Origin of the sequence: Mesorhizobium sp. 2RAF45 (genome assembly GCF_052115225.1) — a bacterium.
Lineage (GTDB): Bacteria > Pseudomonadota > Alphaproteobacteria > Rhizobiales > Rhizobiaceae > Mesorhizobium > Mesorhizobium jarvisii.
In genome coordinates this window covers 77,849-93,739 of sequence record NZ_JBFRGG010000001.1, presented here as the reverse complement: position 1 = coordinate 93,739, position 15,891 = coordinate 77,849, and the positions used below count along the sequence as shown (strand labels likewise).

The following is a 15,891-nucleotide window of genomic DNA, read 5'->3' as shown; positions in this document are numbered from 1 at the left end:
ACGGAGATCGCCAATGGCCAGAACCATCCCCTCCAAGCAGCTATCGCAGGCTGAAGTCGAGCGCTTTCTGATGGCAGCGGAAGGCACTCCGCAAGAGCATCATGAAGCCGCTGATATCGCCCAAGCAGCGAGCACTTCCGAGCGCTCCAAAGGACACACGATGCGCCTTCGGCTGTGTAGGCCAACAGGCGCCCAGGGTTCCACGGCAGTGCGGCCCGGCACCCTATAGATTGGGATGTGAATAGGACGCCGGGCCTAACCGACGGGCTGTTTTGTGAGCAACAGCGACGCCGGCTGGTCAATATATGTGCTAATGCTAATATAATTGCAGCGTACGAATGAAGGAACAGCCGGGAGGAGATGATGTCGATCCGCGAGGAACTGCAGGAGCTTTGGGATATCTACGTTACGGCCTATCGAGACGGGGATGCTGCCGGTTGCGCAGCGGTATTCACACCTGATGCGGAATTGCATTCTCCCTATGCGCCGCCGGCTCGCGGCCGCGCGGCGATAGAGGCGCTGCATGGCGTCTGGACTCAACACGCCACCCCCGACAAAACACTAGCCATAATGGAGTCGGGGACTTCCGGGCACCTGGCATGGTCTCTGGCGGCCTATTCGGAGGGTGAGGCCACCGGAAATGGAACTTCACTCAGCGTCTTTGAGCGACACGCTGATGGCGGAGGCTGGTTGATCCGAATGTGCAGTCTCAACAGCACCGATCCCGGCCAATGACCGACAAGCCGGCCTAGATCGCCAGCGTCTTCGACAGGGCGCACTGGTGCACTATCCTGACCACATAGGATGAAGATGAAGCCCAGGCGCTGGAGCAGGCGATGCTTCAGGATGGCGCGGGGCGCGGGTCGAGGAGTTCACCCCGAAGGCGAAGAAGCGCTAAAGGGCTCGGCGCAGACGGCGATAAATGGCGAGTCTCTGAAAGTCCGCCGCATTCACGCATGCCGGATTCGGCGTGGGTGGCGTCCACCCTGCATGCGAAATTGTTTGCTTTGCCATTTTGACCGATTCCTTGGAATCGGCCGGCTCCGGGCGATATTGGCCAAAAATTGGACAGTAAGGACGGGGAGGTCGCCAAGTGTTTGAAAAGTCTGGTACGCCCAAGGGGAATCGAACCCCTGTTACCGCCGTGAAAGGGCGGTGTCCTAACCGCTAGACGATGGGCGCGCTCAGACGAAGCGGCTTATACTGACGTTGTGCGCAACCGGCAACCCGTCAGGTGCCGGCTTGGACAACTTTTTTCCAGTCCTTGGAAACGATGGGGTTTCGCCATGGCTGCACGGCTTGCCGGCCAGGGGAAACGCCCATCGTTTCGTCATTCTGGGCCGAGCAAGGAGCGCAGCGACGCGGCACGGGCCCCAGAACCCATCCCCCGACTCAGGGGCGCCGCAGCGGTGCAGTGGCGCTTTGGCCAATCTCGAAAGTTTTGAGAATTGTCCAATGGACCGATGTTGTCTGCCCGCAGGCTCCGGCCCGTCAAATCGCGCCGTTCAGCCGTCGTCACCGCCGCTGCGCCGGCGGCAGCGCCAGTTCCAGTCGCGCTCGGGCCCGACATCGACGTGTACCGATTCGGTGTGGCAATAGGTGCCGACGCCACCGCGGCCGGGCATGGTCCTGATGTAGTTCGCCAGTTCCCATTTGGAGACGCCGGGAACCTGGATGTCGGCGGCGGCGCAGTACATGTGCAGCGAGTTCTTGGCACCGTTGGCGCGGCGGTTGCGGGCGGGGTCGCGGTAGCCAGACGTGACCACCATCTTGCGGCCGTAATGGCCTTCGATCGTCTTCAGCACGCGCACCAGCGAGGGCTTCAGGCAGGCGACATCGACGCTTTCGTTCTGCTTCAGCAGGCCGTTGGGCGCGAGCCGGGCCATGCCGGCGGCGGACGCAACCTGATAGCTGCCGCCGATTGGACCCTCGTCCTCATTGAGGTCGACGTCGCTTTCGTCGTCGAGGCCGGATTTGCGCTTGATCTCGAACAGGGCGGTCTGGCGCACGCCAGGCAAGGCATCGCTGCCAGTGATATGACCGGCGTCGTCACCGGTCGAGGCCAACTGTATCGGCTTTGCCGTGGAGTCGGCCGAGGCCAAAGTGATGATCGGCTTTGCCGCCGCGGCGGGCGCGGGCTTGGCCTGTGCGGTCGGCTGTTCGCCCGATCGCGTGTTGATGAGCGGAGCCGGTGTGGCCGAAGCGGGCGTGGCGCCGAACATCGAGGCCAGGAAGCCCCGTTTCTTCGGCGCCTCGGCTTGTGGCGCCTCACCCGCGGTCACATAGACCGGATTGTTCATCACCGGCGCCGCGGCTGGCTTCGGCGTTGTCACCGCGGCATCGGCGGCAGCGATCTTCTGGGCGACCGCGTCGGTCTGCTGCGCCGTCTGGGCCGGCTGCTGCAAGGCCTGCGGCGTTTGTCCCGCGATCGTTTCAGCGCCGGCCGGCGTTATCAGCGGAAAGGCTGCTTGCGGCTTGGCCATCGGTACGTAAGCGACTTTTTCGGGGAGCGCGGTATCGCCTTCGCTCATCACGGTCGTTTGCATGGCCGTTGTCTGCGATGTCGAATCGGCGGTGGCGACGGACTTGCCGGTGGCGGCCGCATTGATGTCAGAGGCTGAGGCATTGTAGCCGGGCATTCCGACCGACATTGTCGGGTCGCCGGCCGATGTGCAGGAGGCCAGGAGCACAGAGCAGAGCGCTGCCAAGATGGCGCTGCGTTCTCCCTTTGCGAGGCTCCATCCTGCTGATTTCAAAGTCAAATTCCCCCTCGATGTCCGGTCGGTACGTCCTTGGCTCAGCACTGGAAGTCGCTGTCCAAGGTGACCTTTGTCTCCGATCCGGAAACGAGACCTGTGTCAAATCCGCAAGCCTGGAAGTATTTTTGCAGTGATTGCCGAATTATGGCTGCTTGACGGTTGACGACACCATTTCGCCCGCTTTTGCCGGGCCGTCAACTCACCACACATTACAGTCCGTTACACACGCACCTTCACATAGCTGCCGGGAGCATCGCCCAAGGTTTTCATATGCTTGCCGGGTTTGCGGGCAGGCACGCGGGTGTTGTCCTTGGCCTCGATCCAGCCTTGCCAGTGCGGCCACCACGACCCGGGATGCTCTACGGCCTTGGCAATCCATTGGCCGAAATCGCCTTCCGGTTTGCCGCCGGTCCAATACTGGTACTTGCCGGAGGCGGGCGGATTGACGACACCGGCTATGTGGCCCGATCCCGCCATCACGTAGTCGACCTTGCCGCCGAAATATTTCGAGCCGAGGAAGACGGACAGCGCCGGCGCGATGTGATCTTCCCGCGAGGCGAGGTTGTAGATCGGAATGGTGATATCGCCGAGCGAGACCGTATGCCCGGCCAGCTCCATCGTGCCGCGCGAGAGGTTGTTCTCGAGATAGCAATTGCGCAGGTAGAAGGAATGGTTGGCTGCCGCCATGCGGGTCGAATCGGCATTCCAGTAGAGCAGGTCGAAGGGCAGGGGGTCCTTGCCGCGCATGTAGTTGTTGACGACATAGGGCCAGATCAGGTCGCCGGAGCGCAGCATGTTGAAGGCGGTCGCCATCTTGGTGCCGTCGAGATAGCCCTTCTCGTTCATCGATTTCTCCACCGCCGCGACCTGTTCCTCGTCGACGAAGACCTTGAGGTCACCGGCATAGGTGAAGTCGACCTGCGTGGTGAAGAAAGTGGCTGACTTGATGCGGTCGTCGCCTTCCCTGGCCATCAGAGCCAGCGCGGCCGCCAGCAGCGTGCCGCCGACGCAGTAGCCGATCGCGTTGACATCCCGCTCGCCGGTCGCCTCCGCGATCGTGTCGAGGGCGTATTGCAGGCCTTCCCTGATATAGGCTTCCCACCCCTTCGCGCCGTGGCGCTCGTCCGGATTGATCCAGGAGATCACGAAGACGGTGTGGCCCTGCTCGATGGCCCAGCGGATGAAGGATTTCTGCGGGTTGAGGTCAAGTATGTAGAACTTGTTGATCCAGGGCGGGCAGATCAGCAGCGGGCGCTTCAGCACCGTCTCGGTCGCCGGATCATACTGGATGATCTCGGCGACATCGCTGCGGCCGACCACCTTGCCGGGTGTGGTGGCGATGTTCCTGCCGATCTCGAAAGGCGAATAGTCGGCCTGACGCAGTTTCAGGTCGCCCTTGCCGGCGGCGATGTCCTCGGCCAGCATCTTCATGCCGCGCACCAGGTTCTCGCCGTTGGAAGCGACGGTCTCGCGGAAAAGTTCGGGGTTGGTCAGGATGAAATTCGACGGCGAGATGGCATTGGACACCTGCTTGACGTAGAAGCTCGCCTTGTGGCGGGTGTGCTCGTCGAGACCTTCGGCGTGCTCGACCAGTTCGGACGCCCAGCGCGAGGTGACGAGATAGGCCTGCTTGAGGAAATCGAAGAAGGCGTTGCGGCCCCATTCCGGATCCTGGAAACGCTTGTCGCCGCGCTCCGGCTTGATGGCGTCGTCTTGGCCTTCGGCGTTGGGGCTGACGCGCTGGATGGCGTTCGCCCACACGGTCATGTAGCCGGCGAACAGCCGCGTCTGCGCTTCGAGCGCGCGCTGCGGGTCGGCGAGCCAGTATTCGCTCAGCTTGGAAAACGTCTTGACCATGTCGACGACCGGTTCGGCGACGTGGTCGCGCACTTCGCCGCGCTCGCGCGGTTCGGCCCAGGCGGACGCCGCCTTGCCGGCCTGCTCGATCATGCGCGCCATGTTCAACGCGAAGCGCTCCGGATCCTTCACCAGATATTGCTCGACGGTCGAAGGCTCGTCATCTTCCGTTTTGCCCGAATCGGGTGTTTTGGACATGGTTCGCGGGGTTCCTCCCGAAGCGTTTTCTTGACATATTAACATGGGACATCCGACAGGGTCCAATCTCGCTCTACCTCGGCTGCCAAGGAAACAATATGACGATTAATATTGGCGAGACTGTTTTTTTTGATGCCGCACGCTTTTGCCGCATCGGCGCGGCGATCGTCCTTTTGGGGATCGCCGGGTGTTCGAGCACGAATACCGGCGCTCCGGTGCCGATGGCCGAGAATGCAGGTCCAAAGGATACCGGCACCTTTCCGAACCTCAACATCCCGCCCAAAGTGGCGAACAAGCAGCTCACGCCAGCCGAGACGAACGCCAAGCTCGCCGAACTCAAGGCTGACGGCGCCGCGCAGGGCGCCAAAAGCAGCGGCGGCGCTGCGGTCGCCAATCAGGCGGCACTGGCGGACCTGGCCGCGAAACATGGTCCCCAGGCGCTGAGGCAGATCGAAGGCAAATGCGATCCCGCCCTCGACCCTACCTGCAAATGAGTATATAGCGCGCGCCCAATAGCCCCTTTTGCTGTCTGGAACTGCCATGGAAGAGTTTCACAAGGTCCGCCGGCTTCCGCCTTACGTGTTCGAGCAGGTCAACCGGCTCAAGGCCAGCGCCCGTTCGCGCGGCGCCGACATCATCGACCTCGGCATGGGCAATCCGGACCTGCCGACGCCCAAGGCCATCGTCGATAAATTGTGCGAAGTGGTGCGCGATCCGCGCACGCATCGCTATTCCTCCTCGCGCGGCATTCCCGGCCTGCGCCGCGCCCAGGCCGCCTACTATCAGCGCCGCTTCGGCGTGAAGCTCAACCCCGACACGCAGGTGGTGGCCACGCTCGGCTCGAAGGAAGGCTTCGCCAACATGGCGCAGGCGATCACCGCGCCTGGCGACGTCATCCTGTGCCCGAACCCGACCTATCCGATCCATGCCTTCGGCTTCATCATGTCGGGCGGCGTCATCCGTTCGCTGCAGGTCGAGCCGGACGATGGTTTCATTCCAGCGCTGGAGCGCGGCGTTCGCCACTCGATCCCGAAGCCGCTGGCGCTGATCCTGAACTATCCGTCGAACCCGACGGCGCTGGTCGCTTCGCTCGACTTCTACAAGGACGTGGTGGCGTTCGCGAAGAAGAACGACATCATCATCCTGTCCGACCTTGCCTATTCGGAGATCTATTTCGACGGCAACCCGCCGCCTTCGGTGCTGCAGGTGCCGGGCGCCATCGATGTCTGCGTCGAATTCACCTCGATGTCTAAGACGTTCTCCATGCCCGGCTGGCGCATGGGTTTTGCCGTCGGCAATGAGCGGCTGATCTCGGCGTTGACCAGGGTGAAGTCCTATCTCGACTACGGCGCCTTCACGCCGATCCAGGTGGCGGCGGCCCATGCGCTCAACGGCGACGGCGCCGATATCGCCGAGGTGCGCGAGGTCTACCACAAGCGCCGCGACGTGATGGTCGATTCCTTCGGGCGCGCCGGCTGGAACATTCCAGCTCCCGCCGCCTCGATGTTCGCCTGGGCGCCGATCCCCGAACCGTTCAAGCATCTGGGCTCGCTCGAATTCTCCAAGCTGCTCATCGAGCACGCCGATGTGGCGGTGGCGCCCGGTGTCGGCTTCGGCGAACATGGCGACGATTTCGTGCGCCTGGCGCTGGTCGAGAACGAGCACCGGATCCGCCAGGCGGCGCGCAACATCAAACGCTTCCTGTCGACCAGCGCCAAGCAGCCCAACAATGTGGTGCCGCTGTCCGCCCACCGGTAAGCAAAAATTCGATCTGATTTTGAGGGACGTCGCCTTCCATGGCTGAAGCTCTGCGTGTTGGAATTGCCGGACTTGGCACGGTCGGTGCATCGGTGGCGCGGGTGCTGCGCGACAAGGCGGCCGAGCTGACCCGGCAATGCGGGCGCGACATCGTCGTGTCGGCGGTTTCGGCGCGCGACCCGAAACGCGACCGTGGCGTCGATGTCAGCGCCGCAAAATGGTTCGACGATCCGGTCAAGATGGCGCAGACGGCCGAGATCGACGTGTTCATCGAACTGATCGGCGGCGACGAGGGGCCGGCGCGCCTGTCGGTGAAGGCCGCGCTCGAAGCCGGCCGCCACGTCGTCACCGCCAACAAGGCGCTGCTCGCCAAGCATGGCGTGGCGCTGGCCGAGATCGCCGAGAAGAAGGGCGTGCTGCTCAACTACGAGGCGGCGGTGGCGGGCGGCATTCCCGTCATCAAAACGATGCGCGAGGCGATGGCCGGCAATTCGGTCAATCGCGTGTTCGGCATTCTCAACGGCACCTGCAACTACATCCTGACCCGCATGGAGGCCGAAGGCATTTCGTTCGATGCCTGCCTGAAGGACGCGCAGCGACTGGGTTACGCCGAGGCCGATCCGACCTTCGACATCGAGGGTCACGACACCGCGCACAAGCTGTCGATCCTGACCAGCCTTGCCTTCGGCACCAAGATCGCCGCCAACGACATCTATATGGAAGGCATTTCCAACATCACCCAGGCCGACATCCGCGCGGCCGGCGATCTCGGCTACCGGATCAAGCTGCTCGGCGTTGCTCAGCGCACCGAAAGCGGCATCGAGCAGCGCGTGCATCCGACCATGGTGCCGACCGCTTCCGTCATCGCGCAGGTGCATGGCGTCACCAATGCGGTGGCGATCGAGACTGACATTCTCGGCGAATTGTTGCTTTCAGGCCCCGGCGCCGGCGGCAACGCCACTGCCTCGGCCGTCATCGGCGACATCGCCGACATTGCCAAGAGCCGGCCCGGCTTCCAGCATGGTCCGGTCTTCGGCCTGCCGGCGAAGGAGCTCAGGCCCTACAAGAAGGCTCAGATGCGCAGCCATGCCGGCGGCTACTTCATCCGGCTGACGGTGCATGATCGCATCGGCGTCTTCGCCGCGATCGCCAAGCGCATGGCCGACAACGATATTTCGCTGGAATCGATCGTCCAGCATGCTGTCAGCGGCGAGGCGGCGGCGCAGAAGACGGTGATCCTCGTCACCCACGAGACCACCGAGGCCGCCGTGCGCAAGGCCGTCGACGGCATCACTAAGGACGGTCACCTGACCGACAAGCCGCAGGTCATCCGCATCGAGCGGGCAGGGTAGCTTCGTCCCGGGGTAACAATCCCCGCCGACCTTTCGGTCGACCCGATGGCGATCAGCCCCAACTGGGCGGAACGAATTCGTTGCGGCGCCGTTCTCTTGGTCAGCAACCAAGGGAGCCGCTTCATGGCCGATACCAACAAGTCCGACACCCCAGCCATCGACGATATCCAGAAAACGCTGGAAAAGCAGATTGCTGAACTGCGCAAGGAGATCACCAAGATCAACAAGAGCATTTCGGCAAGGGGCGCGGAAATGCTCGATGATGCCAGCGAACAGGCTTCGGATTTTTATGAGACGGCTTCGGCACGCGCGTCGCGCACAGCGCAGCAACTGCGCAGTCAGGCCCAGGCGGTTTCGGAAGTTGCGCGAGAAAACCCGGGCACGACGACCGCCGTGATCGGCGTGATCGGCCTGCTCGGTTTTCTGGCCGGGATTGCCGTCGGCCAGTCGATGAACAACGACACGTCGCGCCGCTGGTATTGAGTGCGCCGGCCTTGAGCCGGCTTTGCCGGCTCGTCTTCCCGTTTCAGGAAATCATTTGAAGGAGGGCGTCGTGGCTTCATCCGTGTTGATCGGCATCTTGATCACATTCCTTGTCATTATTCTCGTTCTCTATCTCGTGCAGCGCCTGCCGCTCGACGCCAGGATGCGGCAGATCGCGCAGGTCATCGTCATCATCATCGGCATCATTTCGCTGCTCAGATATCTCGCGGTTTTCTAGATCTCGAGAGCCACCTTTTTTGCTTCTTCAAGGCGGCCCGGTCGTTTCCGACCGGGCCGCGATCGTATCGGAAATGCGGTTCAATCGATTGATATTGCTGGCCTTTCGATAAAACGTTCGGCAGGTCTTGCCGTTGTCATGCTCGTTTGACAAAACAGGCCCGCCTCCGGCGGGAGGCGTATGCCAACGAGGATTTGCCGAACATGAATGTGGCCCAGAACATCGTCGCCGGCCTTGACCGGATACTCACCATGGAACTGGTGCGCGTCACCGAAAGGGCCGCCGTGGCCGCCGCCAGGCTGCGCGGCCGTGGCGATGAAAAGGCTGCCGACCAGGTCGCTGTCGACGCCATGCGCCAGGAGCTCAACCGCCTTGCCATCAAGGGTACGGTGGTGATCGGCGAGGGCGAACGCGACGAGGCACCCATGCTTTATATCGGCGAGGAGGTCGGCACCGGCAAAGGACCGGCAGTCGACATAGCGCTCGATCCGCTTGAGGGCACGACGATCTGCGCCAAGAACCTGCCCAACGCGCTTGCCGTCATCGCCATCGCCGAGAAGGGCAGTCTGCTGTTCGCGCCAGACGTCTATATGGACAAGATCGCCATCGGTCCGGGCTATGCCGAAGGCGTCATCGACATCGACGCGTCGCCGGCCGAGAACATCGCGAGTCTGGCGCGAGCCAAGGGCGTTGCGGTTTCCGACATCACCACCTGCATCCTCGACCGGCCGCGCCATGCCAAGCTGATCGATGCCGTGCGCGCCACGGGAGCGGCGATCCGGCTGATCGGCGACGGCGATGTCGCCGGCGTCATCCACACCACCGACCCGGAGGAAACCGGCATCGACCTATATCTCGGCACCGGCGGTGCGCCGGAAGGCGTGCTGGCCGCGGCCGCATTGCGCTGCACCGGCGGCCAGATGCAGGGCCGGCTGATCCTCGATACGCCGGAGAAGGTCGCGCGCGCCGCCAAGATGGGCATTTCCGATCCGAAGCGGGTCTACCATGCGGAAGACATGGCGCGCGGCGACGTGCTTTTCGCGGCCACCGGCGTCACCGACGGCAATATGCTGGCCGGCGTCAAGTTCGGCCGCACCTATATCACCACCCACACCATCGTGCTGCGCTCGTCGTCACGGACCGTCCGCGAGTTCAAGGCGCGGCACCAGGATCTGGATAAGTTCTAGGCCTGCTTGCGAAGCCGCACCGCAGTTGCTAGCCCTTGGCTGCATCTGAACCCTGGCGGCGCAAGGATTGACGATGAATGCGTTCGACTGGCACGCGGATCCGATTTCGCGTGCCACGCCCATCACGAAATCCTATCGCAACACCCAGAATGTGCGCCGCTTTTTCACGCGCGAATGCGGCGATACGTTCAGGTTCGATCGGACTTTCATGGCCTGGCTCAAGGACGGCCGGGAAAAGACGATGGGGGACGCGGCCGACGAATGGATCCGGCGCCAGGCTGAAAAGCGGAAAGCGTAGTTTTTCTTGAACTCTCCTGCGACGCCACCCGCCGCGAACCGCCTGGTTCTGCCTGTCTTTGGCCCTAAAGCGCGTCGCGTTCAAGCGCAGCACTTTAGGCTGTTGTTCGCGCATGTCGTTAAGCCCAAAACCGCTGCCCATTTTTGGGCGACATGCTCTATCCTGCGGCCAACCATGAATTGGCAAAGCGCATAATGGGCGAAAGGCGCCTGTTCCTCGATGTCAGGCAGTCGGCGACCGGTCTCTCCTGGGAGCACCGGCTGACCGAACGGCAGGACATGGTCGCGCTTGCCATCGCGCAAGGTCATGGTGTGCCCGACATCGTCGCGCGCGTTCTGGCCGGACGCGGCGTTACCGCCGACGAGACCGAGCGGTTCCTCGATCCGACGATCCGCGACCTGTTGCCCAATCCGGCGTCGCTGACCGACATGGACAAGGCCGCCACCCGCATCGCGGCGGCGGTGATGGCGAGGGAAAAGGTAGCGATCTTTGGCGACTACGATGTCGACGGCGCCGCCTCGTCGGCCTTGCTGAAGCGGTTTCTGGCGCATTTCTCCATACCGTCGGAAATCTATATTCCGGACCGTATCTTCGAGGGTTACGGTCCCAATCCCGATGCCATGCGCGAACTGGTCTCGCGCGGCGCTACATTGATCGTCACCGTCGATTGCGGCACCAACAGCGCCGTGTCCGTCGATGCCGCCAACGAAGCTGGCGCCGATGTCGTGGTGCTCGACCACCATCAGGTCGGCGGCGCGTTGCCGGCGGCGATTGCGGTGGTCAATCCAAACCGTGACGACGATCTTTCCGGGCAGGGGCATCTGTGCGCTGCCGGTGTCGTCTTCCTCGCCCTGGTGCAGACCGCGAGAATCCTGCGTGGCCTGAGCGATGTCGCGCCGCCCGATCTGCTGTCGCTGCTCGATCTCGTTGCGTTGGCGACCGTTTGCGACGTGGTGCCACTCACCGGCGTCAACCGTGCCTTCGTCGTCAAAGGGCTGCAAATGGCGCGCCAGCAGAAGAATGAAGGCTTGGCCGCATTGGCCCGGGTATCGCGCATTGGCGAGCCGATCAGCACCTTCCATCTCGCCTATCTGATCGGGCCGCGCATCAATGCCGGCGGGCGCATCGGCGATGCGGCACTTGGCAGCCGGCTGCTCGCGACGGACGATCCGGTCGAGGCGCGGACCATCGCCGAGACGCTCGACCGGCTGAACCAAGAACGGCAGTTGATGGAACAGGAGATGCTGGCCGCGGCGCGTGCCGAAGCCGATGCCGAGCTTGCCGGCGGCAACGGCCCGGCGATCGTCGTCACCGCCAGCAACAACTGGCATCCCGGCATTGTCGGCCTGCTCGCCTCGAGGCTGAAGGATCATGCGCGCCGGCCGGCTTTCGCCATCGCCTTCAACGCTGTGGGCATCGGCACCGGTTCGGGCCGTTCAGTGTCGGGTTTCGACCTCGGCCGGCTGGTGCGGGAAGCCGCCGATGTCGGGCTGATCGTCAAGGGCGGCGGTCATGGCATGGCGGCCGGCATCACCGTGGAGCGCGCAAGGCTGGGCGAGCTCAGGGCGTTCTTCGAGGAACGGGCGGCTGCCGACGTGTTTCGGCTGCAGGACGAGGAGAGCTTGGCGATCGACGGCGCGCTAGCAGCCGAAGGCGCGACGCTCAGCCTGCTCGACGCGCTGGAAAAGGCCGGCCCCTTTGGCGCCGGCCACGTCGCGCCGGTCTTCGTGCTGCCGCGCCATCGGCTGGCCGACGCCCGGCCGGTGGGCACCAACCATATACGCTGCGAATTGCAGTCGGACAGCGGCGGCCGCATCCAGGCGATCGCCTTTCGAGCCGTTGATACGGTGCTTGGCGAATTCCTGTTCAAGAACCGGGGCAAGAGCGTGCATGTCGCCGGCTCGCTGTCGGGCAATTACTGGAACGGCAACCGCACGGTGCAATTCCGGATTGTCGATGCGGCGCGGGCGTAGCTGCGCCCCCGGGGCCACGGCATTCAGCTGGCCGGAGCGTAACGCATTAGCGTCACGTCCTGGGGCAGGCTTTCCGTGCCAAGCGGTTTCAGCGTCAGCGCCAGGCCGGACTGGAAGTACGGCTTGCCGCCCCCCAGCACGACCGGGTGCATGTACAGCCGGTATTCATCGATAAGCCCTGCTCGTGCCAGACCAGCGGCAAGGGCTGCGCCGCCGAGGATGACGAGGCCATCCGTCTCTGACTTGAGCGATCTCACCGCGGTCTCGGCATCGCCATTCACCAGCCGGGCATTGGGCCCGACCTGCCGAAGCGTGGTCGAGAGGACGATCTTCGGTGTCTCTCGCCAGGCGCGGGCAAAGTCCCGCTCGACCTCGGTCGCACCGGTCTCGCGGTCTGGGCTGTCCCAGAAGCGCATCGTCTCGTACATCCGCCGCCCGGCAAGAACGACTGAGGCCCGCCGCATCATGTCATTGAAATGCTGATGCAATTCTGTCTCAGGAACCGGCAGTGCGATGTCCTCGTCCGATCGGGCGATATAGCCGTCCAAAGAGGTGAGCATGGAATAGACGATTTTGGCCATCGGTGTGCCTCCGTATAGTAGGCACAGACCAGCATAACCAATTGCGTTTTGCTATCGGTTATCGCGGGGCATGGCAAATTGCCGCCGCGCTTCAAAGAGCGGCATCGCTCCGTCGATGGGACGCAACGCACGGTGTTTTTCAGAGGGTTGCTGGCCTCAGGCGAGAACTGTCTGCAGCCGGGTCAGTTCGCCGATCTGGGCCATCGTCGCCTGATAGCCGAGTTGGATTGCCTCGTCGGCGCGATGGAATTCGGTGAGGCCGATATGGCTGAGCTTGGGCTGCAGCGACATGTCGGGCGGATCGCCGGCCAGCCTAGCGCGCGAAATGCGGTCCTGGATGATGTTGAAGGCCTCGACCATGACACCGGTGATGCCGAGGCGGGTCTGATGCGACTGGTGCTCAGCGTCAACACGGCCGGCGCGCGGCGCGTCCTTTTCGACAACCAGTTCGCCGGCGCTGTGTTTGATCACGGCGGCGCGGCCGAACAGGTCGTAGTGAAGGTTGACCGCCACGACGAGCGGCTGCTCGTAGGCGCGGCAGACCGATACCGGCACCGGATTGACCAGCGCGCCGTCGACCAGCATGCGGCCGTTGCAATTCACCGGCTCGAACACGCCAGGCAATGCGTAGGACGCGCGCATGGCCGTGATCAGCGAGCCGTGCGACAGCCAAATCTCGTGACCGGTGCGGATTTCCGATGCGACGCTGACGAAAGGTTTTGGCAAGTCCTCGAAACGGACGCCCGCCACATGCTCGCGCAGACGGGCATCGAGCTTCATGCCGCCGAACAGGCCGCTGCCGCGCAGATTGAGATCGAGCAGGCCAAAAATGCGCCGCTTGGTCAGGCTGCGGGCGAACTCTTCCAACTCATCCAATTTGCCGGCGAGATAACAGCCGCCGACCAGTGCACCGATCGAGGTGCCGGCGATCATCGAAACTTCGATGCCGGCTTCATCGAGCGCGCGCAGCACGCCGATATGAGCCCAGCCTCTGGCGCAACCGCCGCCCAAAGCGAGCGAAATGCCTGTTTTCTTGGGAGATTTCGTTTCGGACGCGCCGCCGGAAGAGGTCAGGCCGTTGGCCTCCCTGACATCTGGTCTGCTACGCAATGACGCCCACTCGAGCATCATGATCTCCCTTGTCCCACATCATTCGTATCAGAAGGATGTTTGAGAATAGTGAACATGAGTGGTTTGTGAATATGGAATGGTTCACAGAGGCTTCCGATACGTGACTTCCGCATCGAACAGCGGCTTGCTGCCGTCGTCAACAAGCGTTCCCTTGCCGTCGACAAGCCCCACCGTCCGATAAAAGCATGAACGCCGGCCGGTGTGACAGGTTGCGTCGTGGCCCAACACTTTGACGCGCAGCCACAATGCATCCTGATCGCAGTCGGTGCGCATCTCGACGACATGTTGGAAATTGCCGGAGGTCTCGCCCTTCTTCCAAAGCGCTTTGCGCGAGCGCGACCAGTAGTGGGCGATGCCGGTTTCCAGTGTCAGCGCCAAGGCCTGCGCATTCATATGCGCGACCATCAGCAGCATGCCGTCTTCGGCATCGGTGACGACGACGGTGACAAGGCCGGCGGCGTCGAAGCGCGGCGAGAACACCGCGCCTTCCTCCAAGGCCCTCTTGTCTGATGGAGTTCTGGGAAATTCCAGTGCCGACATCGCCGGTGTATCTTCCTGTTTGACCATAATCTCTGGACAAGCGTTTTCGTTTGTCCGCGAAAACCGATCCGCGTTTGTCGGGATCATGGCCTAGCGATATCGGCCTAGACGTTATGCCCCGCCGCCGCGAACCATGGTGACGAAACGAACCTGCTCCTCGGGCGTGTCCTTGAAAACGCCGGTGAAGGTGGAAGTGAGGGTGGTGGAGCCCTGTTTGCGGATGCCGCGCATGGCCATGCACATGTGCTCGGCCTCGATCATGACGGCGACGCCGCGAGGGTTGAGCACATCCTGGATGACGCCGGCGATCTGCGCGGTCAGTGCTTCCTGCGTCTGCAGGCGATGGGCGAAGATATCGACGACGCGCGCGATCTTGGACAGGCCGACGACCTTGCCATCCGGCAGGTAGCCGACATGTGCCTTACCGATGATCGGCACCATGTGGTGCTCGCAATGCGAATGGAACTGGATGTCCTTGACGATGACGAGATCGTCGTAGCCGGCGACCTCCTCGAAGGTGCGGCCGAGTTCCTCTGCCGGGCACATGTCGTAGCCGCCGAACATTTCGCGGTAGGCCTTGGCCACGCGCTTGGGTGTGTCGATCAGCCCCTCGCGGTCCGGATTGTCGCCGGTCCAGCGCAGCAATGTGCGCACGGCGGCCTCGACCTCGGCTTCGCTCGGCCGGTCGGTGACCGGCTTTTCCATGTAGGCGGCCTGGGGCATGAGTTTCTTGATGACGGCATCCATAAAAGGCGTCTCCCGTAGTTCCTCTCCAAGGAGGAACGAGTTGAACGGACCACGACCTTTCGGTGTCGGAAACTCGCCCCGTTTCCAGCCCCGTAAGCGGCGTGAACTTCCCGGCCAGGACAGTGGCGCTCATCGCCTTGTCGTTACCGGACTGCCAGCATTATATAAGGTCGTAGCGAGCGAAAGGAAGACGCAGCAGCGGCAATCGCTGTTCGCTTGGCGGCGACGGATTGGAAAATAATGATCAACGATGTCTACAACGCGAAAATTCTCGGTTTTGCCGGAAACATCGCCCGCATCGGCCGGCTCGATCATCCGGATGCGACCGCCAAGGCGCATTCCAAGCTGTGCGGTTCGACCGTTACCGTCGATCTCAAGATGGCGGACGGGGTGGTCACCGACTTTGCCCATGACGTGAAGGCCTGCGCGCTCGGCCAGGCGTCATCCTCGATCATGGCGCAGCATGTCGTTGGCGCGAGCGCCGAGGAATTGCGCACGGTGCGCGACACCATGCTGAAGATGCTGAAAGAGAATGGCGCGCCGCCGGAAGGGCGCTTCGCCGACCTCAAATATTTGGAGCCGGTGCGCGACTACAAGGCACGGCATGCCTCGACCATGCTGACCTTTGACGCCGTGGTAGACGCCATCAGCCAGATCGAGAAGAAGCGCGCCGAACAAGCGGCCTGATCTTGCCATTTTCCGTTCTCGCGATGCGCGGACTTCGCGGCACCCCGCGACACCGACCCTTCCGTGGCGTGGTGTTCGTCTGGTGCCTTGCCGGCGCACTCA

At 62.9% G+C, this 15,891-nt stretch carries 16 protein-coding genes and 1 tRNA gene; 10 read left to right on the top strand and 7 right to left on the bottom strand.

The features are described from left to right. The first annotated feature begins 363 nt into the window (after positions 1–363). On the top strand, positions 364–735 hold the full coding sequence (locus AB4Z43_RS00425) for a nuclear transport factor 2 family protein (RefSeq protein ID WP_155249096.1): 372 nt from the start codon (positions 364–366) through the stop codon (positions 733–735). Positions 736–1,107: 372 nt separating this feature from the next. On the opposite strand, the gene AB4Z43_RS00420 is transcribed toward AB4Z43_RS00425, so the two are convergent. The 3 genes from AB4Z43_RS00420 to AB4Z43_RS00410 form a co-directional block, all read right to left on the bottom strand. Beyond that, positions 1,108–1,182: transfer RNA gene (locus AB4Z43_RS00420), tRNA-Glu, on the bottom strand. 323 nt (positions 1,183–1,505) lie between these two features. Further along, the gene (locus AB4Z43_RS00415; protein ID WP_064984204.1) at positions 1,506–2,762 is read right to left on the bottom strand and encodes a YcbK family protein; all 1,257 of its coding nucleotides are present in this window, start codon (positions 2,760–2,762) and stop codon (positions 1,506–1,508) included. A 216-nt stretch (positions 2,763–2,978) separates the two neighbouring features. Beyond that, complete coding sequence (locus tag AB4Z43_RS00410) at positions 2,979–4,814, bottom strand: PHA/PHB synthase family protein (RefSeq protein ID WP_064984205.1); 1,836 nt, start codon at positions 4,812–4,814, stop codon at positions 2,979–2,981. On the opposite strand from AB4Z43_RS00410, the gene AB4Z43_RS00405 reads away from it, so the two are divergent. The 8 genes from AB4Z43_RS00405 to recJ all read left to right on the top strand — a co-directional run bounded on the left by AB4Z43_RS00405 (position 4,802) and on the right by recJ (position 12,103). Continuing rightward, positions 4,802–5,308, top strand: a complete 507-nt coding sequence (locus tag AB4Z43_RS00405; protein ID WP_441935322.1) for a hypothetical protein — start codon at positions 4,802–4,804, stop codon at positions 5,306–5,308. The genes AB4Z43_RS00410 and AB4Z43_RS00405 overlap by 13 nt on opposite strands. Positions 5,309–5,354: 46 nt before the next feature. Then, positions 5,355–6,572, top strand: a complete 1,218-nt coding sequence (locus tag AB4Z43_RS00400; RefSeq protein WP_019858471.1) for an LL-diaminopimelate aminotransferase — start codon at positions 5,355–5,357, stop codon at positions 6,570–6,572. Between the two features lie 38 nt (positions 6,573–6,610). Continuing rightward, entirely contained in the window at positions 6,611–7,924 is a 1,314-nt protein-coding gene (locus AB4Z43_RS00395) for a homoserine dehydrogenase (protein ID WP_019858470.1), read from the top strand. Positions 7,925–8,047: 123 nt separating this feature from the next. Beyond that, positions 8,048–8,407 (top strand): hypothetical protein, encoded by a 360-nt coding sequence (locus AB4Z43_RS00390; protein ID WP_027046898.1) that lies wholly within the window; start codon positions 8,048–8,050, stop codon positions 8,405–8,407. A 70-nt stretch (positions 8,408–8,477) separates the two neighbouring features. Continuing rightward, the gene (locus AB4Z43_RS00385; RefSeq protein WP_441935321.1) at positions 8,478–8,645 is read left to right on the top strand and encodes a Thivi_2564 family membrane protein; all 168 of its coding nucleotides are present in this window, start codon (positions 8,478–8,480) and stop codon (positions 8,643–8,645) included. A 203-nt stretch (positions 8,646–8,848) separates the two neighbouring features. Continuing rightward, positions 8,849–9,832 (top strand): class II fructose-bisphosphatase, encoded by a 984-nt coding sequence (gene glpX / locus AB4Z43_RS00380; RefSeq protein ID WP_441935320.1) that lies wholly within the window; start codon positions 8,849–8,851, stop codon positions 9,830–9,832. Between the two features lie 73 nt (positions 9,833–9,905). After that, the gene (locus tag AB4Z43_RS00375) at positions 9,906–10,130 is read left to right on the top strand and encodes a DUF6434 domain-containing protein (RefSeq protein WP_019858465.1); all 225 of its coding nucleotides are present in this window, start codon (positions 9,906–9,908) and stop codon (positions 10,128–10,130) included. Positions 10,131–10,324: 194 nt separating this feature from the next. Next, positions 10,325–12,103 (top strand): single-stranded-DNA-specific exonuclease RecJ, encoded by a 1,779-nt coding sequence (gene recJ / locus AB4Z43_RS00370; RefSeq protein WP_394811812.1) that lies wholly within the window; start codon positions 10,325–10,327, stop codon positions 12,101–12,103. A gap of 23 nt (positions 12,104–12,126) precedes the next feature. Here the strand turns inward: recJ and AB4Z43_RS00365 are convergent, their stop codons facing one another. The 4 genes from AB4Z43_RS00365 to folE all read right to left on the bottom strand — a co-directional run bounded on the left by AB4Z43_RS00365 (position 12,127) and on the right by folE (position 15,102). Then, positions 12,127–12,684, bottom strand: a complete 558-nt coding sequence (locus tag AB4Z43_RS00365) for a dihydrofolate reductase family protein (RefSeq protein WP_441935319.1) — start codon at positions 12,682–12,684, stop codon at positions 12,127–12,129. A gap of 156 nt (positions 12,685–12,840) precedes the next feature. Beyond that, positions 12,841–13,812 carry a patatin family protein gene (locus tag AB4Z43_RS00360; protein WP_027046896.1) on the bottom strand — a complete coding sequence of 324 codons (972 nt, stop codon included), beginning with the start codon at positions 13,810–13,812 and terminating at the stop codon, positions 12,841–12,843. 84 nt (positions 13,813–13,896) lie between these two features. Continuing rightward, a complete protein-coding gene (gene hisI, locus AB4Z43_RS00355; RefSeq protein WP_441936130.1) occupies positions 13,897–14,355 on the bottom strand; it encodes a phosphoribosyl-AMP cyclohydrolase in 459 nt (152 codons plus the stop codon). Between the two features lie 111 nt (positions 14,356–14,466). Continuing rightward, on the bottom strand, positions 14,467–15,102 hold the full coding sequence (folE, locus tag AB4Z43_RS00350; RefSeq protein ID WP_019858459.1) for a GTP cyclohydrolase I FolE: 636 nt from the start codon (positions 15,100–15,102) through the stop codon (positions 14,467–14,469). A 240-nt stretch (positions 15,103–15,342) separates the two neighbouring features. Here folE and AB4Z43_RS00345 point away from each other — a divergent pair, with 240 nt between their 5' ends. After that, a complete protein-coding gene (locus AB4Z43_RS00345; RefSeq protein ID WP_441935318.1) occupies positions 15,343–15,789 on the top strand; it encodes an iron-sulfur cluster assembly scaffold protein in 447 nt (148 codons plus the stop codon). Positions 15,790–15,891 lie beyond the last annotated feature (102 nt).